Origin of the sequence: Rhodanobacter soli (genome assembly GCF_039523495.1) — a bacterium.
GTDB lineage: Bacteria > Pseudomonadota > Gammaproteobacteria > Xanthomonadales > Rhodanobacteraceae > Rhodanobacter > Rhodanobacter soli.
Window position 1 is genome coordinate 1,495,249 of record NZ_BAAAFK010000001.1, and the last position, 14,882, is coordinate 1,510,130.

Annotated in this window: 17 protein-coding genes, 1 tRNA gene and 1 other RNA gene; 12 read left to right on the top strand and 7 right to left on the bottom strand. The window is 67.8% G+C overall.

Annotation, left to right across the window (positions count from 1 at the left end; genetic code table 11):
• Nucleotides 1-4: 4 nt before the first annotated feature.
• Complete coding sequence (locus ABD024_RS06785) at nucleotides 5-1,048, bottom strand: glycosyltransferase family 9 protein (RefSeq protein WP_343850943.1); 1,044 nt, start codon at nucleotides 1,046-1,048, stop codon at nucleotides 5-7.
• A 35-nt stretch (nucleotides 1,049-1,083) separates the two neighbouring features.
• Here ABD024_RS06785 and ABD024_RS06790 point away from each other — a divergent pair, with 35 nt between their 5' ends.
• From ABD024_RS06790 to ABD024_RS06825, 8 genes are all read left to right on the top strand, one after another.
• On the top strand, nucleotides 1,084-1,815 hold the full coding sequence (locus tag ABD024_RS06790; RefSeq protein WP_343850945.1) for a 3-deoxy-D-manno-octulosonic acid kinase: 732 nt from the start codon (nucleotides 1,084-1,086) through the stop codon (nucleotides 1,813-1,815).
• Nucleotides 1,812-2,570, top strand: a complete 759-nt coding sequence (locus tag ABD024_RS06795) for an MBL fold metallo-hydrolase (protein WP_343850947.1) — start codon at nucleotides 1,812-1,814, stop codon at nucleotides 2,568-2,570. Before ABD024_RS06790 ends, ABD024_RS06795 begins: the two co-directional genes overlap by 4 nt.
• Nucleotides 2,571-2,662: 92 nt before the next feature.
• Nucleotides 2,663-2,755 (top strand) — tRNA-Ser (locus ABD024_RS06800).
• A 53-nt stretch (nucleotides 2,756-2,808) separates the two neighbouring features.
• Nucleotides 2,809-2,905, top strand: an RNA gene (gene ffs, locus ABD024_RS06805) — signal recognition particle sRNA small type.
• A gap of 83 nt (nucleotides 2,906-2,988) precedes the next feature.
• Nucleotides 2,989-4,737, top strand: coding sequence for a DNA polymerase III subunit gamma/tau (dnaX, locus tag ABD024_RS06810; RefSeq protein WP_343850949.1), 1,749 nt, complete (start codon nucleotides 2,989-2,991; stop codon nucleotides 4,735-4,737).
• Nucleotides 4,737-5,060, top strand: a complete 324-nt coding sequence (locus tag ABD024_RS06815) for a YbaB/EbfC family nucleoid-associated protein (protein ID WP_343850951.1) — start codon at nucleotides 4,737-4,739, stop codon at nucleotides 5,058-5,060. The genes dnaX and ABD024_RS06815 overlap by 1 nt, the downstream gene beginning before the upstream one ends.
• A gap of 6 nt (nucleotides 5,061-5,066) precedes the next feature.
• Nucleotides 5,067-5,669, top strand: coding sequence for a recombination mediator RecR (recR, locus tag ABD024_RS06820; RefSeq protein ID WP_343850953.1), 603 nt, complete (start codon nucleotides 5,067-5,069; stop codon nucleotides 5,667-5,669).
• 24 nt (nucleotides 5,670-5,693) lie between these two features.
• Entirely contained in the window at nucleotides 5,694-6,038 is a 345-nt protein-coding gene (locus ABD024_RS06825) for a histidine triad nucleotide-binding protein (RefSeq protein ID WP_343850955.1), read from the top strand.
• A 63-nt stretch (nucleotides 6,039-6,101) separates the two neighbouring features.
• Here ABD024_RS06825 and ABD024_RS06830 read toward each other — a convergent pair whose 3' ends face one another.
• The 6 genes from ABD024_RS06830 to ABD024_RS06855 all read right to left on the bottom strand — a co-directional run bounded on the left by ABD024_RS06830 (nucleotide 6,102) and on the right by ABD024_RS06855 (nucleotide 11,720).
• Complete coding sequence (locus ABD024_RS06830; RefSeq protein WP_343850957.1) at nucleotides 6,102-6,689, bottom strand: Slp family lipoprotein; 588 nt, start codon at nucleotides 6,687-6,689, stop codon at nucleotides 6,102-6,104.
• A 48-nt stretch (nucleotides 6,690-6,737) separates the two neighbouring features.
• On the bottom strand, nucleotides 6,738-8,717 hold the full coding sequence (locus ABD024_RS06835; RefSeq protein WP_343850959.1) for a transglutaminase TgpA family protein: 1,980 nt from the start codon (nucleotides 8,715-8,717) through the stop codon (nucleotides 6,738-6,740).
• Complete coding sequence (locus tag ABD024_RS06840; RefSeq protein ID WP_343850961.1) at nucleotides 8,714-9,667, bottom strand: DUF58 domain-containing protein; 954 nt, start codon at nucleotides 9,665-9,667, stop codon at nucleotides 8,714-8,716. Before ABD024_RS06840 ends, ABD024_RS06835 begins: the two co-directional genes overlap by 4 nt.
• The gene (locus ABD024_RS06845) at nucleotides 9,667-10,608 is read right to left on the bottom strand and encodes an AAA family ATPase (protein WP_343850963.1); all 942 of its coding nucleotides are present in this window, start codon (nucleotides 10,606-10,608) and stop codon (nucleotides 9,667-9,669) included. The genes ABD024_RS06840 and ABD024_RS06845 overlap by 1 nt, the downstream gene beginning before the upstream one ends.
• Before the next feature lie 63 nt (nucleotides 10,609-10,671).
• Nucleotides 10,672-11,268, bottom strand: a complete 597-nt coding sequence (locus ABD024_RS06850) for a Maf family protein (protein ID WP_343850965.1) — start codon at nucleotides 11,266-11,268, stop codon at nucleotides 10,672-10,674.
• Nucleotides 11,265-11,720 carry a hypothetical protein gene (locus tag ABD024_RS06855; RefSeq protein ID WP_343850967.1) on the bottom strand — a complete coding sequence of 152 codons (456 nt, stop codon included), beginning with the start codon at nucleotides 11,718-11,720 and terminating at the stop codon, nucleotides 11,265-11,267. The genes ABD024_RS06850 and ABD024_RS06855 overlap by 4 nt, the downstream gene beginning before the upstream one ends.
• Before the next feature lie 184 nt (nucleotides 11,721-11,904).
• Between ABD024_RS06855 and ABD024_RS06860 the strand changes: the two genes are divergently transcribed.
• The 4 genes from ABD024_RS06860 to fabD all read left to right on the top strand — a co-directional run bounded on the left by ABD024_RS06860 (nucleotide 11,905) and on the right by fabD (nucleotide 14,869).
• Complete coding sequence (locus ABD024_RS06860; RefSeq protein ID WP_343854533.1) at nucleotides 11,905-12,378, top strand: YceD family protein; 474 nt, start codon at nucleotides 11,905-11,907, stop codon at nucleotides 12,376-12,378.
• A gap of 69 nt (nucleotides 12,379-12,447) precedes the next feature.
• Nucleotides 12,448-12,642, top strand: coding sequence for a 50S ribosomal protein L32 (gene rpmF, locus ABD024_RS06865; RefSeq protein WP_343850969.1), 195 nt, complete (start codon nucleotides 12,448-12,450; stop codon nucleotides 12,640-12,642).
• A gap of 161 nt (nucleotides 12,643-12,803) precedes the next feature.
• Nucleotides 12,804-13,778 carry a beta-ketoacyl-ACP synthase III gene (locus ABD024_RS06870; RefSeq protein ID WP_343850971.1) on the top strand — a complete coding sequence of 325 codons (975 nt, stop codon included), beginning with the start codon at nucleotides 12,804-12,806 and terminating at the stop codon, nucleotides 13,776-13,778.
• A gap of 143 nt (nucleotides 13,779-13,921) precedes the next feature.
• On the top strand, nucleotides 13,922-14,869 hold the full coding sequence (gene fabD / locus ABD024_RS06875; protein ID WP_343850973.1) for an ACP S-malonyltransferase: 948 nt from the start codon (nucleotides 13,922-13,924) through the stop codon (nucleotides 14,867-14,869).
• The last annotated feature ends 13 nt before the right edge of the window (nucleotides 14,870-14,882 follow it).

Below are 14,882 nucleotides of genomic sequence, written 5' to 3' on the forward strand. Positions count from 1 at the left end.
GCTCCTACGGCAGTTGCAGGTCGCGCGCGGCGGCTTCGTAGCGTTCGATCACTTCGTCCACGCCGATCAGGTCCATCACGCCGGGCTTCTCGATCTTGCTGCCCCACGGGATCTCGCTGGCCGGCCTGCCCAGGTATTTGCGCGCGGCTTCGTCGTACTTGTTCACGCACCAGCGGCGATCGGAATACGGGCCGGAACGATCCGGGTTGCTTGCCGCATGCAGGCCGAGCACGCGGGTGCCCACCGCGTTGGCCATGTGCATCGGGCCGGAGTCCGGGGTCAGCAGCAGCTGGGCGCGCGCGAGCAGGGCCAGCAATTTCTTCAGCGTGTCCTTGCCGGTGAGGTCGAACGGTGGCGCCTGGCACGCCGCCAGCACGGCGTCGGCCATCTCGCGCTCAAAGGCGGACGGGCCGCCGACCAGCGCCACGCGCCAGCCGCGGGCGACGGCATGGTCGATCACCGCGGCATAGCGCTCTGGCCGCCAGTTGCGCAGTGCATGGCTGGAAGTGGGGCTGACCAGCAGGGTCGGTGTATCGCCGGGCAACTGCTCGGTAGCCCAGGCGTGTGCCTCGTCGGGAATCGGGATGTCCCAACGCACCTGGGTCTGCTGCAGCCCCAGCGGTTCGCAGAAGCTGCCGATCGCGTCCAGCACATGCTCGCCGGTTCGCGCCGGGATGCGTTCGTTGACCACCACGCCGTGCAGGTCCTTCGCGCGGGCGCGGTCGTAGCCGATGCGGCGGTCGGCTTTGATGCCCAGGCTGAGCAGGTTCGAGCGCAGCGCCACCTGCATCTGCAGCAACGCGTCGAAACGCTGCCCGCGTAGCGCTGCGTGTACTGCGCGCATGCCGGCCCAGCCGGCGGTCTTGTCGAAGGTGACGAATTCCACGCCGGGCAGGTCGCCGACCAGCTTGCGTTCCAGCTTGCCGACGATCCAGGTCAGCGAGGTTTGCGGCCATGCCTGCTGCAGGGTGCGCACCAGCGGTACCACGTGGGTGACGTCGCCAATGGCGGAGGTGCGCAGCAGGCAGATCGAGGCAGGGGTTGTCATAAGGCCTGGGTTAGAATCGTGGGCAGTCACTGGGCATGATGATGCAGGAACGAACCCACAAGGATGCCGAAGGCGCGATTCTGTTCGACGCCGAGGTATCGCCACAAGTCGGGCACGACTGGTTCGCGCCGGACTACTGGCGCGAACGCGGCGCATTGCGCACGCAGGTCGGTGGTCGCGGCGGCGTGGCGATCATCGCCGCACCGGTGGGTGAATGCGTGCTGCGGCACTATCGTCGCGGTGGCCTGGTCGCCGCGACGATGGGTGATCGGTATCTGTGGACCGGCGCCGATCGCACGCGTCCGTTCGCGGAATTTCGCCTGCTCGCCGAGATCGCCCGGCTGGAGTTGCCCGGTCCGGCCGTGGTGGCCGCGCGGTATTGCCGGCATGGCCTGTTCTACGCTGCCGACCTGATCACCCGCCGCATCGCCGGCGCGCAGACGCTGGCCGAATGCCTGGCGGCGGGGCGGCTGGATGGCGAGCTGGCGGAGGAGGTTGGGGCGCTGGTGGCGCGCTTTCATCGCGCCGGTGTCTGGCATGCCGACCTGAACGCACACAACGTGCTGGTGACGCCAGGCGCGCTGTATCTGATCGACTTCGACCGTGGCCGCATGCGCATCCCGGCCGTTGCCTGGCAGCGGGCGAACCTGCAGCGTCTGCGCCGGTCGCTGCTCAAGCTCGGCGCGACCGCCGATGGCGAGGCGGCGTTCGAGAAGAACATCTGGCAACCACTGCTGTATCGCTACGGGCGTACGCTGACCCCATGAACTGGCATCTGCATTTTCTTGGCGTGGGCGCCGCGCATGCGGTGGAGCTGGGTTCGTCGGCCGTGGTGCTGGAACGTGCCGGCGTACCGCTGCTGCTGGTCGATTGCGGGCCGGACACACTCGACCGCTACCTGGATGCCTATGACGCGCTGCCGCCGGCTGTATTCGTCACGCATACCCACATGGATCATGTGGCCGGACTGGAGCGGTTGTTCTTCAAGTTGTGGTTCGACGAGCACCTGCGCGGCACCACCCGGGTCTTCATCCATGCCGGGCTGCTCCCGTGGCTGCAGGCGCGGGTCGCCGATTACCCCGGCGCCCTCGCCGAAGGCGGCGTCAATTTCTGGGAAGCGTTCCGGCTGGTGCCGTGCACGCGTGGTTTCTGGCTGGACGGGTTGTGGTTCGACGTGTTCGCCACCCGCCATCATGTGCCGGGTACTTCGTACGGCCTGGCATTGGACGGCAGCTTCGTCTACACCGGCGACACCCGGCCGATCCCCGAAGTGCTGGCCAGCCGTGCGGGCGGCAACGAAGTCATCGCCCACGACTGCGGCCTGGTCGGCAACCCTTCGCACACCGGCGTCGACGACGTCGAACGCGAGTATCCGGAGGCGTTGCGCGCCCGGTTGCTGCTTTACCACTACGGCAGCGAAGCCGACGGCACCGCGCTGGTGTCACTCGGCTACCGCATCGCCATTCCCGGCGGGCGTGTCGCCTTGCCCACTCCGCTGGAACCCAGGGCCGACGCTGGCTGAATCGGCGCGTGTTCGCTTGCCTGTGTGGGGACCTCCCGCTATTCTTACCGACTCTTTGAAGGGCTGGATTGCCGGCGAAGAGAGTTTCGTGCGGAGAGATGTCCGAGTGGTTGAAGGAGCACGCCTGGAAAGTGTGTATACGGCTTAACCCCGTATCGAGGGTTCGAATCCCTCTCTCTCCGCCAATTTGTAGTTGAAGGTAGTTCCAGGGCTGAACAGCCCACGTCCATGGTGGCCCCGTCGGTCCCCCCGCGACGATAGTTCGCAAACTCCGCCAGGTCCGGAAGGAAGCAACGGTAGCGAATGATTCGGGTGCCGGGGTGTGGCTGGCGGGGCCGCCGCCATTTTTGGACGGCGCTTTTACTGACTTACCCCCTCTGACTTGGCACAATCAGTCTTCGCCCCAAGGTAGTCAGGCATGTCTTATCAGGTACTCGCCCGCAAGTGGCGTCCGCGCAAGTTCGCCGAACTGGTCGGGCAGGAACACGTGGTGCGCGCGCTCACCAATGCGCTGGACACCGGGCGCATGCACCACGCCTACCTGTTTACCGGCACCCGCGGCGTCGGCAAGACCACCATCGCGCGCATCTTCGCCAAGTCGCTGAACTGCGAGCGCGGCCAGTCGGCTGACCCCTGCGGCGAGTGTTCGGTGTGCACGGCGGTGGACGAAGGGCGTTTCGTCGACCTGCTGGAGATCGACGCGGCCAGCAATACCGGCGTGGACGACGTGCGCGAGGTGATCGAGAACGCGCAATACGCGCCGTCGCGCGGCCGCTTCAAGGTGTACCTGGTCGACGAGGTGCACATGCTGTCGAAGAACGCATTCAACGCCTTGCTGAAGACGCTGGAAGAGCCGCCACCGCACGTGAAGTTCCTGCTCGCCACCACCGATCCGCAGAAGCTGCCGGTGACGGTGCTGTCGCGCTGCCTGAAGTTCAACCTGAAACGGCTGCTGCCCGAGCAGATCTCCGGCCAGATGCGGCACATCCTCGCCGCGGAAAACATCGCCTACGAGGACAGCGCGATCGGCGAGCTGGCCCGCGCCGCGGACGGTTCGCTGCGCGACGGCCTGTCGCTGCTGGACCAGGCGATCGCCTACGGTGGCGGTGCGCTGCATGCCGACGACGTGCGCACCATGCTCGGCAGCGTGGCGCGCGGACAGGTGCTCGGCGTACTCGACGCACTGGCCGCCGGCGACGGCCAGCGGCTGCTGGTCGAGTGCACGCAGATCGCCTCGTACTCGCCGGACTTCGGTGGCGTGCTGGACGACATTGCCAGCGTGCTGCACCGATTGCAGCTGATCCAGCTGATTCCGGGTTACCGGCCGGACGAGGACGGCGACGACGACGGTGCGCTGGCGGCGCTGGCCGAGCGGATCACCCCGGAAGACGTGCAGCTGTACTACCAGATTGCCACTTCGGGCCGGCGCGACTTGTCGCTGGCGCCGGATGCGCGCACCGGTTTCGAGATGGCGCTGCTGCGCATGCTGGCGTTCCGCCCGGGCGACGGCGCACCCGCCGCGCGCACAGAACGACCGGCGCCCGCGCCGTCCCGCCCTGCCACTCCGACACCGGCACCGGCACCGACACCGACACCGACACCGACACCGACACCGACACCGACACCGGCACCGGCACCGGCACCGGCACCGGCACGGACTGCCGCCGTACCGGAACGTCAGCACGAACCCCCATCGCCATCGCGTGCAGCGCCGGCATCGACGCCGATCGTCGCCGCTGCCCCGATCACGCGAGACGAAAACGGCTTGCCGGACTGGGAGACGCTGATCGAGCGCGCGGGCCTGCGCGGGCCGTTCGGCCTGTTGGCGCAGAACGCGGTATTGCGCGAGCGCGACGGGCAGATCCTGGTGCTGGCGCTGCAACCGGCGCACATGAGCCTGGCGGTGGAGCCGATGGTGAGTCAGATGGAGGAGCGCATCAGTCAGGCGCTGGGCGAACGCATCCGTTTGCGTTTCGTCAACAGCAGCCAGGCTGGCGCCGCGCAGACTCCGGCGGCGCGTGCTGCACAGGCGCGCGATGCGGCCCAGGCTGCTGCCGAGCAGGCGATCGAAGGCGATCCGCTGGTGCAGTCGCTGAAGCGCGAATTCGGCGCGCGCGTGGTGCCGCAGTCCATCAAACCCTTTGACAACGAATCCGGAGCAGTGTGATGAGAGGACAGATCGGCCAGCTGATGCAGCAGGCCCAGCGCATGCAGGAAGACATGAAGCGCGCGCAGGAGGAAATCGCCAAGCTTGAGGTCACCGGCAGCGCCGGTGGCGGTCTGGTCAGCGTGGTGATGACCGGCGCGCACGAAGTACGCCGCGTGCAGATCGACAGGCAGACTTTCGCCGACGATCCGGAGATGGCCGAGGATCTCGTTGCTGCCGCGGTCAACGACGCGGTGAACAAGGTGGCCCAGGTCAGCAAGGACAGGCTCGGCGGTCTCACCGCCGGGATGAACTTGCCGGCCGGTTTCAAAATGCCGTTCTGATTTGTCGTGAGCAACGGATCGAAACTGCTGGACGACCTGATCGAAGCGCTGCGCTGCCTGCCCGGCGTGGGCGGCAAGAGTGCCCAGCGAATGGCCTTCCATCTGCTCGAGCGCGAGCGCGAGCGCGGGTTGAAGCTGGCGGCGGTGATGGAGCAGGCGATGCGGCGCATCGGCCATTGCGAGCGCTGCCGCAATTTCAGCGAAGAGCCGCTGTGCGCGCTGTGTGCCAGCAGCAGCCGCGACCGCCAGGTGCTGTGCGTGGTGGAGTCGCCCACCGACCTGGCGGCGATCGAACAGGCCACCGGCTACCGCGGGCAGTACTTCGTGCTGATGGGCCGGTTGTCGCCGCTGGACGGGCTGGGCCCGGAGGAACTGGGGCTGGCGCAGCTGACCCAGCGTCTGGGCGAGGGCGAGATCGAGGAGCTGATCATCGCCACCAACCCCACCGTGGAAGGCGAGGCCACCGCGCACTATCTGGCCCAGCTGGCCCGTGCCGGCGGCGTGCGGCCGACCCGGCTGGCGCACGGCGTGCCGCTGGGCGGCGAACTGGAATACGTCGACCGCAGCACGCTGGCACATGCGTTCGGCGGCCGGCAGCTGCTCGACTGAGCCATCATCTTCAGGAAACCGATCATGAGCGACACGATTTTCAGCAAGATTGTCCGCCGCGAGATTCCGGCCGACATCGTCTACGAGGACGACGAGGTGCTGGCGTTCCGCGACCTGAATCCGCAGGCGCCGGTGCACGTGCTGTTCATCCCGAAGCAGCCGCTGGCCACGCTCAACGACGCGACGGCGGGTGACGCCGAGCTGCTCGGTAAGTTGCTGCTGGCCACGGCGGCGTACGCGAAGCAGGAGGGTCTTGCCGAGCAGGGCTACCGCACGGTGATCAACACCAATGAGGATGGCGGGCAGACCGTGTACCACCTGCACGTCCACCTGCTGGCGGGGCGGCGCATGCACTGGCCGCCGGGCTGAGCACGCAGGGCCCGCATCCTACACATGAAAACGCCGGCTTCGAGCCGGCGTTTTCATGTGCGCTTACTTCTTCGGCGGGGGCGGCGGAGGCGGCCGCACCACGATCACCCGGCGGGGATAGTAGCCGCCGTAGTAGGGGTAGCCGCCCCAGTACGGGCCGAAGCCCGGACCCCAGAACGGGTCATAGAAACCCGGCGGGTAGTTCACCATGATCGGGCGTTTCGGCCACAGGTAGACCACGTCGGCCTCGACGCGCGGGTAGGCGTAATCGAACTCGCCCACCTTCTGCGACACCGTGCCGTGCAGCGTGCCGGTGACGGTCAGCTCGCGGCCGCGCACGAACACTTCCGGATCGTAGAAGCCGTCACGGCAGGCGACGAAGCGGCCCAGGTTCTCGCCGGTGTTGCCGGCTTTCGGGCGCGCCTGGCTGTTCAGCGGACGCGATAGCAGATAGAAGCAGGTCTGCTGCGGACCCGGTTCGGTCTTGATGATCTCGCCGCCCCAGCGCACGCGGGTACCACCCGCACCGCCTTGCTGGGCGCTGGTGGTGGAGACGTCGGTATAGGTGCCTTCCAGCGGTTTCGGAATCGTCGCGCACCCGGCCAGCAGGGCGAGCGCGGCAGCGAGGATCAGTGGGCGGTACAGGGACATGGGGATCTCTCCATACATGGGCGACGGCCTGCGCCGTCGTGTCGGCTCTTATTTGACCACGTTGACGATACGGAAATCCCGCACGGCGTGCTGGAACGCGCGCAATGGTTCAGTCGGCGGTTCGTCATGGGCATAACGCAGTTCCAGGTAACTCCTCATCAACCTTGCCAGTTCATCGCGTTGACCCGGCAGCGCGCGGGCGGCGCGGCTCAGGTAGTGCTGCGGGCCTTCGGCGGGGCGGCGCGCAATGCCCTTGCGTGCCAGCTTCCGTTCCAGCTCGCGCAGCGCGCCGCGCAACGGATCGCGCGGTTGCCGCCGCAGCAATGCCCACGCCAGCCCGATCGCGATGAACAGCACGCTGCTGATCGCCAGCAGCACGCCGAGCGTCGCCGTGTCGGCGTCGCGGATGCCGAACGGTGTCAGCAGGCCGCGCTGGCGTAGCGCATCAAAACCGATAACGCCCTGATCCCACCAGCGGTTGACGATGTCCCAGCGATTGCGCAGGCCCTGCAACCAGTCGTTGCGGTACCACGACAACTGGTCGCCGGCGGCCGCGGCTGCGCCCAGCGAAACGCGCTCCGGGCGCACCGCACCGGTGGGGTCGACGCGCACCCAGCCGCGTCCGGCCAGCCACACCTCGCTCCACGCATGCGCGTCGGAATAGCGCACCAGCAGGTAGTTGCCGTACTTGTTCCAGTAGCCGCCCTGGTAGCCGGTGACCACCCGCGCCGGGATGCCGGCGGCGCGCATCAGCACGGTGAACGCCGACGAATAGTGCTCGCAGAAACCTTCGCGGGTGTCGAACAGGAAGTCGTCCACCGAGTCGCGTCCCAGCGGCGCCGGCGCCAGCGTGTAGCGGAAGCCGCCGTCGTGGAACAGGCCCAGCGCGGCCCGCACGATCGCGGCATCATCGCTGCCGTAACGTTGCCGCCATTGCGCAGCCAGTGCGTGCGTGCGCGGGTTGAACTCGGCCGGCAGGCGCAGGCCGAGGCGGCGCGAACGCTCGTCCAGACTGGGCTGCAGCCGATACTGCAGCGCCGAGTGTGCGGCGTAGTCGAGCTGGTCGTTGACCGGCTTGTCGGCCATCACCTCGTGGTCGGCTTGCAAAGTGGCCTGCGCCGGCGCCTGCAGCGGCACATCCAGCATCGGCAGCACGCGTCGCCGGGTGGGTTGCAGGTTGATCTGGTAGCGGATCGAGCTGGCGACCTCGAGCGGTGCCGGTTGCCGTGGCGGGGCATATCGCGGATCGAGATGGCGCCAGCTGCGACCGTCGAAATTCCACATCACGTAGGCGCGGAAATAGCGCCGGTCCGGTGGCGGCGGTGCGCCGTCGAAACTGACCCGCATCGCCGGATGGTCGTCAGTGAGCAGATCGGTGAAATTGCCCGGCGTCATGCTGTCACTGAGACCGGTGCGCGCCTGGTCCTGCGACGGCGCACCCCACAACGGCGAACTCAGTCGCGGCACCAGCAGGAAGGCCAGCAGGGCCAGCGGCAAGGCCGCCGCCGACAGCGCCAGGCCAGGCAGCAAGGCGCGCGGCAGGCTGGTCGGCAACTGACCCGGTTCCAGCGCGCGCAAGGTGGCCAGCGCCGGCAGCAGGCCCAGCGCGACCACCACGGTGGCGATCAGTCCCTGATCGAACAGCAGCGCGGTCATCAGCGCGAAGCAGGCAAAGCTGATGCCCACGCGGACGTCGCGCGCGGCCTCGGTTTCCAGCAGCTTCAGGACCAGCAGGCCGACCGCCAGCGCCGCCCCGGGTTCGCGGCCGAAGATGTTGCCGTACTGCACGATCACCGCCAGCGTCAGCAGGACCAGCAGCGGCAGCTTGAGCCAGCGCGGCACCCGACCGGCCCGGCGCCGTCGCTGCCACCAGCGCCAGCCGAGGATCAGCGCCAGCGCGATGCCGAGCCACCACGGCAGGTGCGGCGAATGCAGGCCCAGCACCAGCGCCATGGTCAGACTGAGCAGGTCGAACGCGCGGGTGTCGATCGGCCGCTCGCTCGGTGATTTGGGTCGTGAAGGCGTCATGGCAGTTGTGCCAGCGCGCTCATGCAATGCGCGTAGTGCAGCGGCCCGCTGCCGCCGGGAATTTCGTTGCCGGGCAGCCACAGGCTGTAGTGGCCGCGCTGGGCCTGTGCCTCGTTCAGCCAGCGCGCCAGCCGGGCGATGCGCGCCTCGTTGTCCAATCCGCCCAGCCGGCGCCAGTCCAGCTGCCATTGCGGGCGGCTTTGCGGCTGCTCGAAATCCTTCACCAGCAGGTTCTCGTGGCGGGCGCTGGCCTTCCAGGCGATATGTCGTTGCGGGTCGCCGGCGCGGTAGTCGCGCAACGCGGCCAGTTCGTCGCCGCGGTGCAGGCGCATGTGGCGGGCGTCGTCGGCGGGTGCGTGCGGTTGCGGTCCGGCGACTTCCGCGCGTGGCCACACCAGTACCGACTGCTCGGGATGCAGCCAGCTCCATGCGCGAAACAGGCCCAGCGGCCAGCTGGTCCATACCCGTATCCGCGGTAGCGGCTGCCAGCCGCGCTGCACGGTGGGCAACGCCAGCTTCACCTGAGCGGTGGCGCGGCCATCGATAGCGAAGGCGAGGGTGCGGTCACCGAGATCGACGCGGATGGCGTTGCGTGGGCGCCGGGAGTCGAACGCCAGGGTGAGTTCGAGGCGCTGGCCGGCGACCGCATGGCCAGCGCGGATGTGGCCCAGGCGCAAACCGTCGAGGCTGCGGAACGCCACCAGCATGCTGGTCGCGCTGGCCGCACCGAGCAGGCAGGTGAGCAGGAGGGCGGCGTTGTTGGCGTAGTTCAGCGCGCCGACCAGCATCACCAGCAGCAGGACGGAGAAGCCGAGACCGAAGCCGGTCGGCACGATGTAGATGCGTCGCCGATGCAGTTCGATCGGCAGGCTTTCCGGGCGGCGGTAGCGGGTGAGTGCGGGCAGCCGGTGCTCGGCCCATCGTTGCAGGCGCTGCAGCAGATCGCGCATCAATCCACCGCCACCTCGGCCAGCAGCTGCCGCGCCAGCGTGTCGCCGTTGACACCGCGTGCCGGCAGCAGGCGGTGCGCGGCCAGCGGCACGAACAGCGCCTGGATGTCTTCCGGTAGCACATGGCTGCGGCCGCTGAGCAGTGCCCACGCGCGCGCCGCGGCGAGCAGCGCCAGACCGGCGCGCGGCGACAGGCCCACGCGGATGTCGGCGTGGCGTCGACTGGCGGCGAGCAGGGCCTGCAGGTAGTCGAGCAGGGCGGTGCTGGCGGTGATCGCCTGCGCCTGGCGGTGCAGCGCGAGCAATGCCGCGCCGTCGAGTTGCGGCATCAGCTGGGCCAGCAGGTCGCGGCGGTCGCTGCCGGTGAGCAGGGCGCGCTCGGCGGTGGCATCCGGGTAGTCCAGCGACAGCCGCAGCATGAAGCGGTCGAGCTGCGAGTCGGGCAGCGGGAAGGTGCCGTTGAGATCCAGCGGGTTCTGCGTGGCGACCACGAAGAACGGCTGCGCCAGCGCCTGCGTCCGGCCGTCCACGGTGACCTGGCCCTCGGCCATGGCTTCCAGCAATGCACTCTGCGTTTTCGGGCTGGCGCGGTTGATCTCGTCGGCCAGCAGCAGGCCGGTGAAAATCGGCCCGGGGTGGAAGCGGAACTGGCCGGTCTCGCGCTCGTACACGCTGACCCCGATGATGTCCGACGGCAGCAGGTCGCTGGTGAACTGCACGCGTTGGAACTCCAGCGCAAAGGTGGCCGCCAGTGCGTGCGCCAGCGTGGTCTTGCCCACGCCGGGCACGTCTTCCAGCAGCAGATGGCCGCCGGCGATCAGGCAAGTGAAGGCGAGCTTCACCTGGCGCGGCTTGCCCAGCAGCACGCGGTTGACCTGGGCCATCGCGGCGTCCAGTCGCTGCTGCAAGGGTTCGTCGTGGGGCTGGGTGATGGCGGACATGGATGCTGGTTCTTCACTGACTGAGGTGGACTGGAGAAGCAGTGTAGCCGTCGCTGCGCGTTCCTATGGCAGCGCCATGCCGGCTTCGCGCAACAGCCGCGCCAGCGCGATCAGCGGCAGGCCGATCAGCGCGCTGGGGTCGCGGTTGTCGATCGCCTCGAACAGGCTGATGCCGAGACCTTCGCACTTGAAACTGCCGGCGCAGTCCAGCGGCTGTTCGCGCTCGACGTAGCGGGCGATTTCCGCCGCGTCCAGCGTGCGGAAGCGCACGCGGGTTTGATCGACATGGGTATGCCGGCGGCCATTGCGGGTGTCGAGCAGGCACAGCGCGGTATGGAAGTGCACTTCGCGGCCGGAACTGGCGGCGAGCTGGGCGCGGGCGCGTTCGGCGGTGCCGGGCTTGTCGAGGATCAGACCGTCAAGCTCGGCGACCTGGTCGGAGCCGATCACCAGGGCGCCCGTGTATTCATGCGCAACCGCGGTGGCCTTGGCGATTGCCAGGCGCAGCGCGCGTGCCGCGGGTGTCTCGTCCGGCAACGGGGTTTCGTCGGTCCCGGGCGCGGCTTGTTCGAAGTCCGCGAGCAGCCGGCGCAGCAGCTCGGCGCGGTAGCGCGAAGTCGAACCCAGCACGATGCGTGGCACTTGACGGGTCGGGGTCATGTATCCGACTCGCGCCGGATGTGTTCGCGCATCGCGCTGTTCAGGTCGGTCTGGGCCTGGTCGAGTGCCTTCAGCAGGGGTTGCAGGCGGTCGCGGGCGCTGCGCATCGACGCGGTGGCCTCGTCCAGTTCGTGCTGGCTGGCGTGTGGCGAACGGTCGCGAATCCACAGCCGTTGTTGCAACAGCGCGCGCAGGCCGGCATCGATCGCATGCTGGGCGTCCTGTTCGCTGGCGGCGGGCAGGTCGGGGTTGAGTGACATCACTGCATGCGCCTGCTGCAGGCCGCTACGGCAGGTCTTCAGGTCGGTCTCCAGCCGGTCGGCCAGATCGAGCAGGGTGCTGAGACTGTTGCCGCGCAGTGTCTGGTGCCGGCGCAACAGCAGGGCCGCGCCCACCAGGGCAATCAGCAGCGCCAGCAACACGGCGGTACCGAGCGTCAGATAAGAGTTCAAGGGCGGTGGCTCAGGCGGCAGGGAGATTCAGTCTGCCGCATCGGGGCCGGATCAGGCAAAATAAGCGGCCGCCGGGATGAAACGAGGCCGTTGCGGCGTCATGCCAGTTGACTTCGGGCGGCTTCGAACCTAACATTTCACGATTATGTCCGTGACACTGCCAGAGTCCGTGGACGCTTGGCGCATGGTCTCGGCGCGGCGTTCGTTCGAGGGAACGCTACCCATCGCGACCATGTCCCGCCTGTGCGAGATGCTGGCAAGCGCCGATGGGCTGCTGCAGTTCGAGCTGGATTTCGGACGCGACGAACTGGGTATCAGCTACGTCGACGTTCGCGCCCAGGCGTCGCTGAGCCTGATCTGCCAACGCACGCTGGAACCGTTTGTACTGCCGATCGCGGTGGCTACCCGGCTTGGCCTGATCAGGCAGGAACGCGATGAGGCTGGCTTGCCGCCTGATTGCGAGCCGCTGCTGGTGGCCGAGGATGGCCGGTTGAATCCGGCGGATGTGATAGAAGACGAATTGCTGTTGGCGCTGCCGCTGATTCCGGTCAATCCGGACAGCAGCCTGCCCGACGAGATGACCAGCCATGACCCGGATACTGCCGGCGAGGGGCACTCTGAAAGTCCGTTCGCGGTGTTGCGCGAACTGAAGAAGTAACCGCCGACCCGGATCATCCGACCCGGGTCATGACGCAACAGATCATCAAGTTTCAGTTGGAGAACTACCATGGCAGTTGCCAAGAGCCGCCGTACCCCGTCCACCCGCGGCATGCGTCGTGCGCACGACGCGCTGCAGACCGTGCAGCTGTCCACCGATCCGACCAGTGGCGAAGTGCATCTACGCCATCACGTCACCAAGGATGGCTACTATCGCGGCAAGAAAGTGATCGAAACCAAGGGCGCGGTGTCGGTCGAGGATTGACCAGTTTCGTGGAATCCCGCGGGGTTCCCGGACTTCGGTCAGGCGAGACGGCGCGGCGACGCGCCGTTTTGCGTTGACGGGCACCCTGAATGCCGCATGGGACGGTTGCGCTGACGCCGCCCAGAGCGTTCAATCCTTCGTTTACGTTGATGGACAGCTGAATGGCCCAGATCTACTCCCGCATCATCGCCACCGGCAGTGCGTTGCCCGAGCACGTGGTAACCAACGCCGACCTGGAAAAGATCGTCGACACCAGTGACGAGTGGATCCGCACCCGCACCGGTATCCGCCAGCGGCACATCGCCGCCGACGGCGAGACCACCGGCGACCTGGCACTTCTTGCCGCGCAGCGTGCGCTGGAAGCGGCTGGCGTCAAGGCGTCCGAGCTCGATCTGATCATCCTCGGCACGACCACGCCGGACATCATTTTTCCGTCCACCGCCTGCCTCGTGCAGCATCGCCTCGGCGCGAACGGCTGCGCCGCGTTCGACGTCAATGCGGCGTGCTCGGGGTTCGTCTATGCGTTGGGCATTGCCGACAAGTTCATCAAGAGCGGGCAGTCGAAGAAGGTGCTGGTAATCGGTGCCGAGACGCTGACCCGGATGGTCGACTGGACCGAGCGCGAGAGCTGCGTGCTGTTCGGCGACGGCGCCGGCGCGGTGGTGCTGGAGGCGTCCGGCGAGCCGGGCATCTACGCCACTTGCCTGCATGCCGACGGCGGCTACAAGCACCTGCTGTACAACCCGGTCGGCGTGTCGGTAGGTTTCAAGGACGAGCCGAACCACGGCGTGCGCATCAACATGGCTGGCCGCGAAGTGTTCAAGGTCGCGGTGAAGACGCTCGACGCGCTGGTCGGCGAAACCCTGCAGGCCGCCGGCATGGACGAGACGCAGATCGACTGGCTGATCCCGCACCAGGCCAATCTGCGCATCATCGAGGCGACCGCGAAGCGGCTGAACATGTCGATGGAGCGCGTCATCGTGACCGTCGACAAGCATGCCAACACCTCGTCCGGTTCGGTGCCGCTGGCGCTGGATTACGCGGTGCGCTCGGGCAAGGTGCAGCGCGGCCAGAACCTGCTGCTGGAGGCGTTCGGCGGCGGCTTCACCTGGGCCTCGGCGTTGCTGCGTTACTGAGCCGCCGCTCGATCAAGCGTTCTCCGCGATGCCGCCTACCCGGGCGGCATCGTGCTTTGTGTCCCGAAAAACAGTGAATACAGCTGCGTATGGGCAGCGATGCTGGCACCATGGCGGTTTTCGTCGGCAGGATTTGCGTATCCATGAGTTCCACTTCCGCTTCGCTCGCATTCGTTTTTCCCGGCCAGGGCTCGCAGTCGGTCGGCATGCTGGCCGAACTGGCCGCGGCGCATGCCGAGGTGCAGGTCACGTTCGAGGAAGCCTCGCAAGGCGCCGGCGTCGATCTGTGGAAGCTGAGCGCGCAGGGCCCGGAAGACCAGCTCAATCGCACCGAGAACACCCAGCCGGCGCTGCTGGCTGCCAGCGTGGCAGTGTGGCGGGTGTGGCAGAAGCTGGGTGGCGCGCGGCCGGCGCAGTTGTCCGGCCACAGCCTGGGCGAGTACAGCGCGCTGGTCTGCGCCGGCGCGCTGTCGCTGCATGACGCGGCGGCGCTGGTGGCCGAGCGCGGCCGGCTGATGCAGGCCGCGGTGCCGGCTGGCGTGGGCGCGATGGCGGCGATCCTGGGTGGCGACGACGCGCAGATCGCGCAGGTATGCGAAGAAGTGGCGCAGGGCCAGGTGGTGGCGCCGGCCAACTTCAACTCGCCGGGGCAACTGGTGATCGCCGGCAACGCCGAGGCGGTCGATCGCGCACTGGCGAAACTGGCCGAGCTGGGCGTGAAGAAGGCGATCAAGCTGGCCGTGTCGGTGCCGTCGCATTGCGCGCTGATGCGCGGGGCGGCTGACCGGCTGGGTGAGCGGATGGCCACGATCGACTGGCAGCTGCCGTCGATCCCGGTGATCCAGAACGCCGAGGCGCGCAGCCATGGGACGGTCGAGGAGATCCGCGGCGCGCTGCAGCGCCAGTTATACCTGCCGGTGCGCTGGACCGGGTGCGTGCAGGCGCTGGCCACCGGTGGCGCCACACGCATCGCCGAATGCGGCCCGGGCAAGGTGCTGGCCGGCCTGATCAAACGCATCGACAAGAGCATCGAGGCACGTGCCATCGGCACCCCGACCGAACTCGATACCGCGCGCGCCGAGTGGGCGTGAGCGCAGGCTCCCC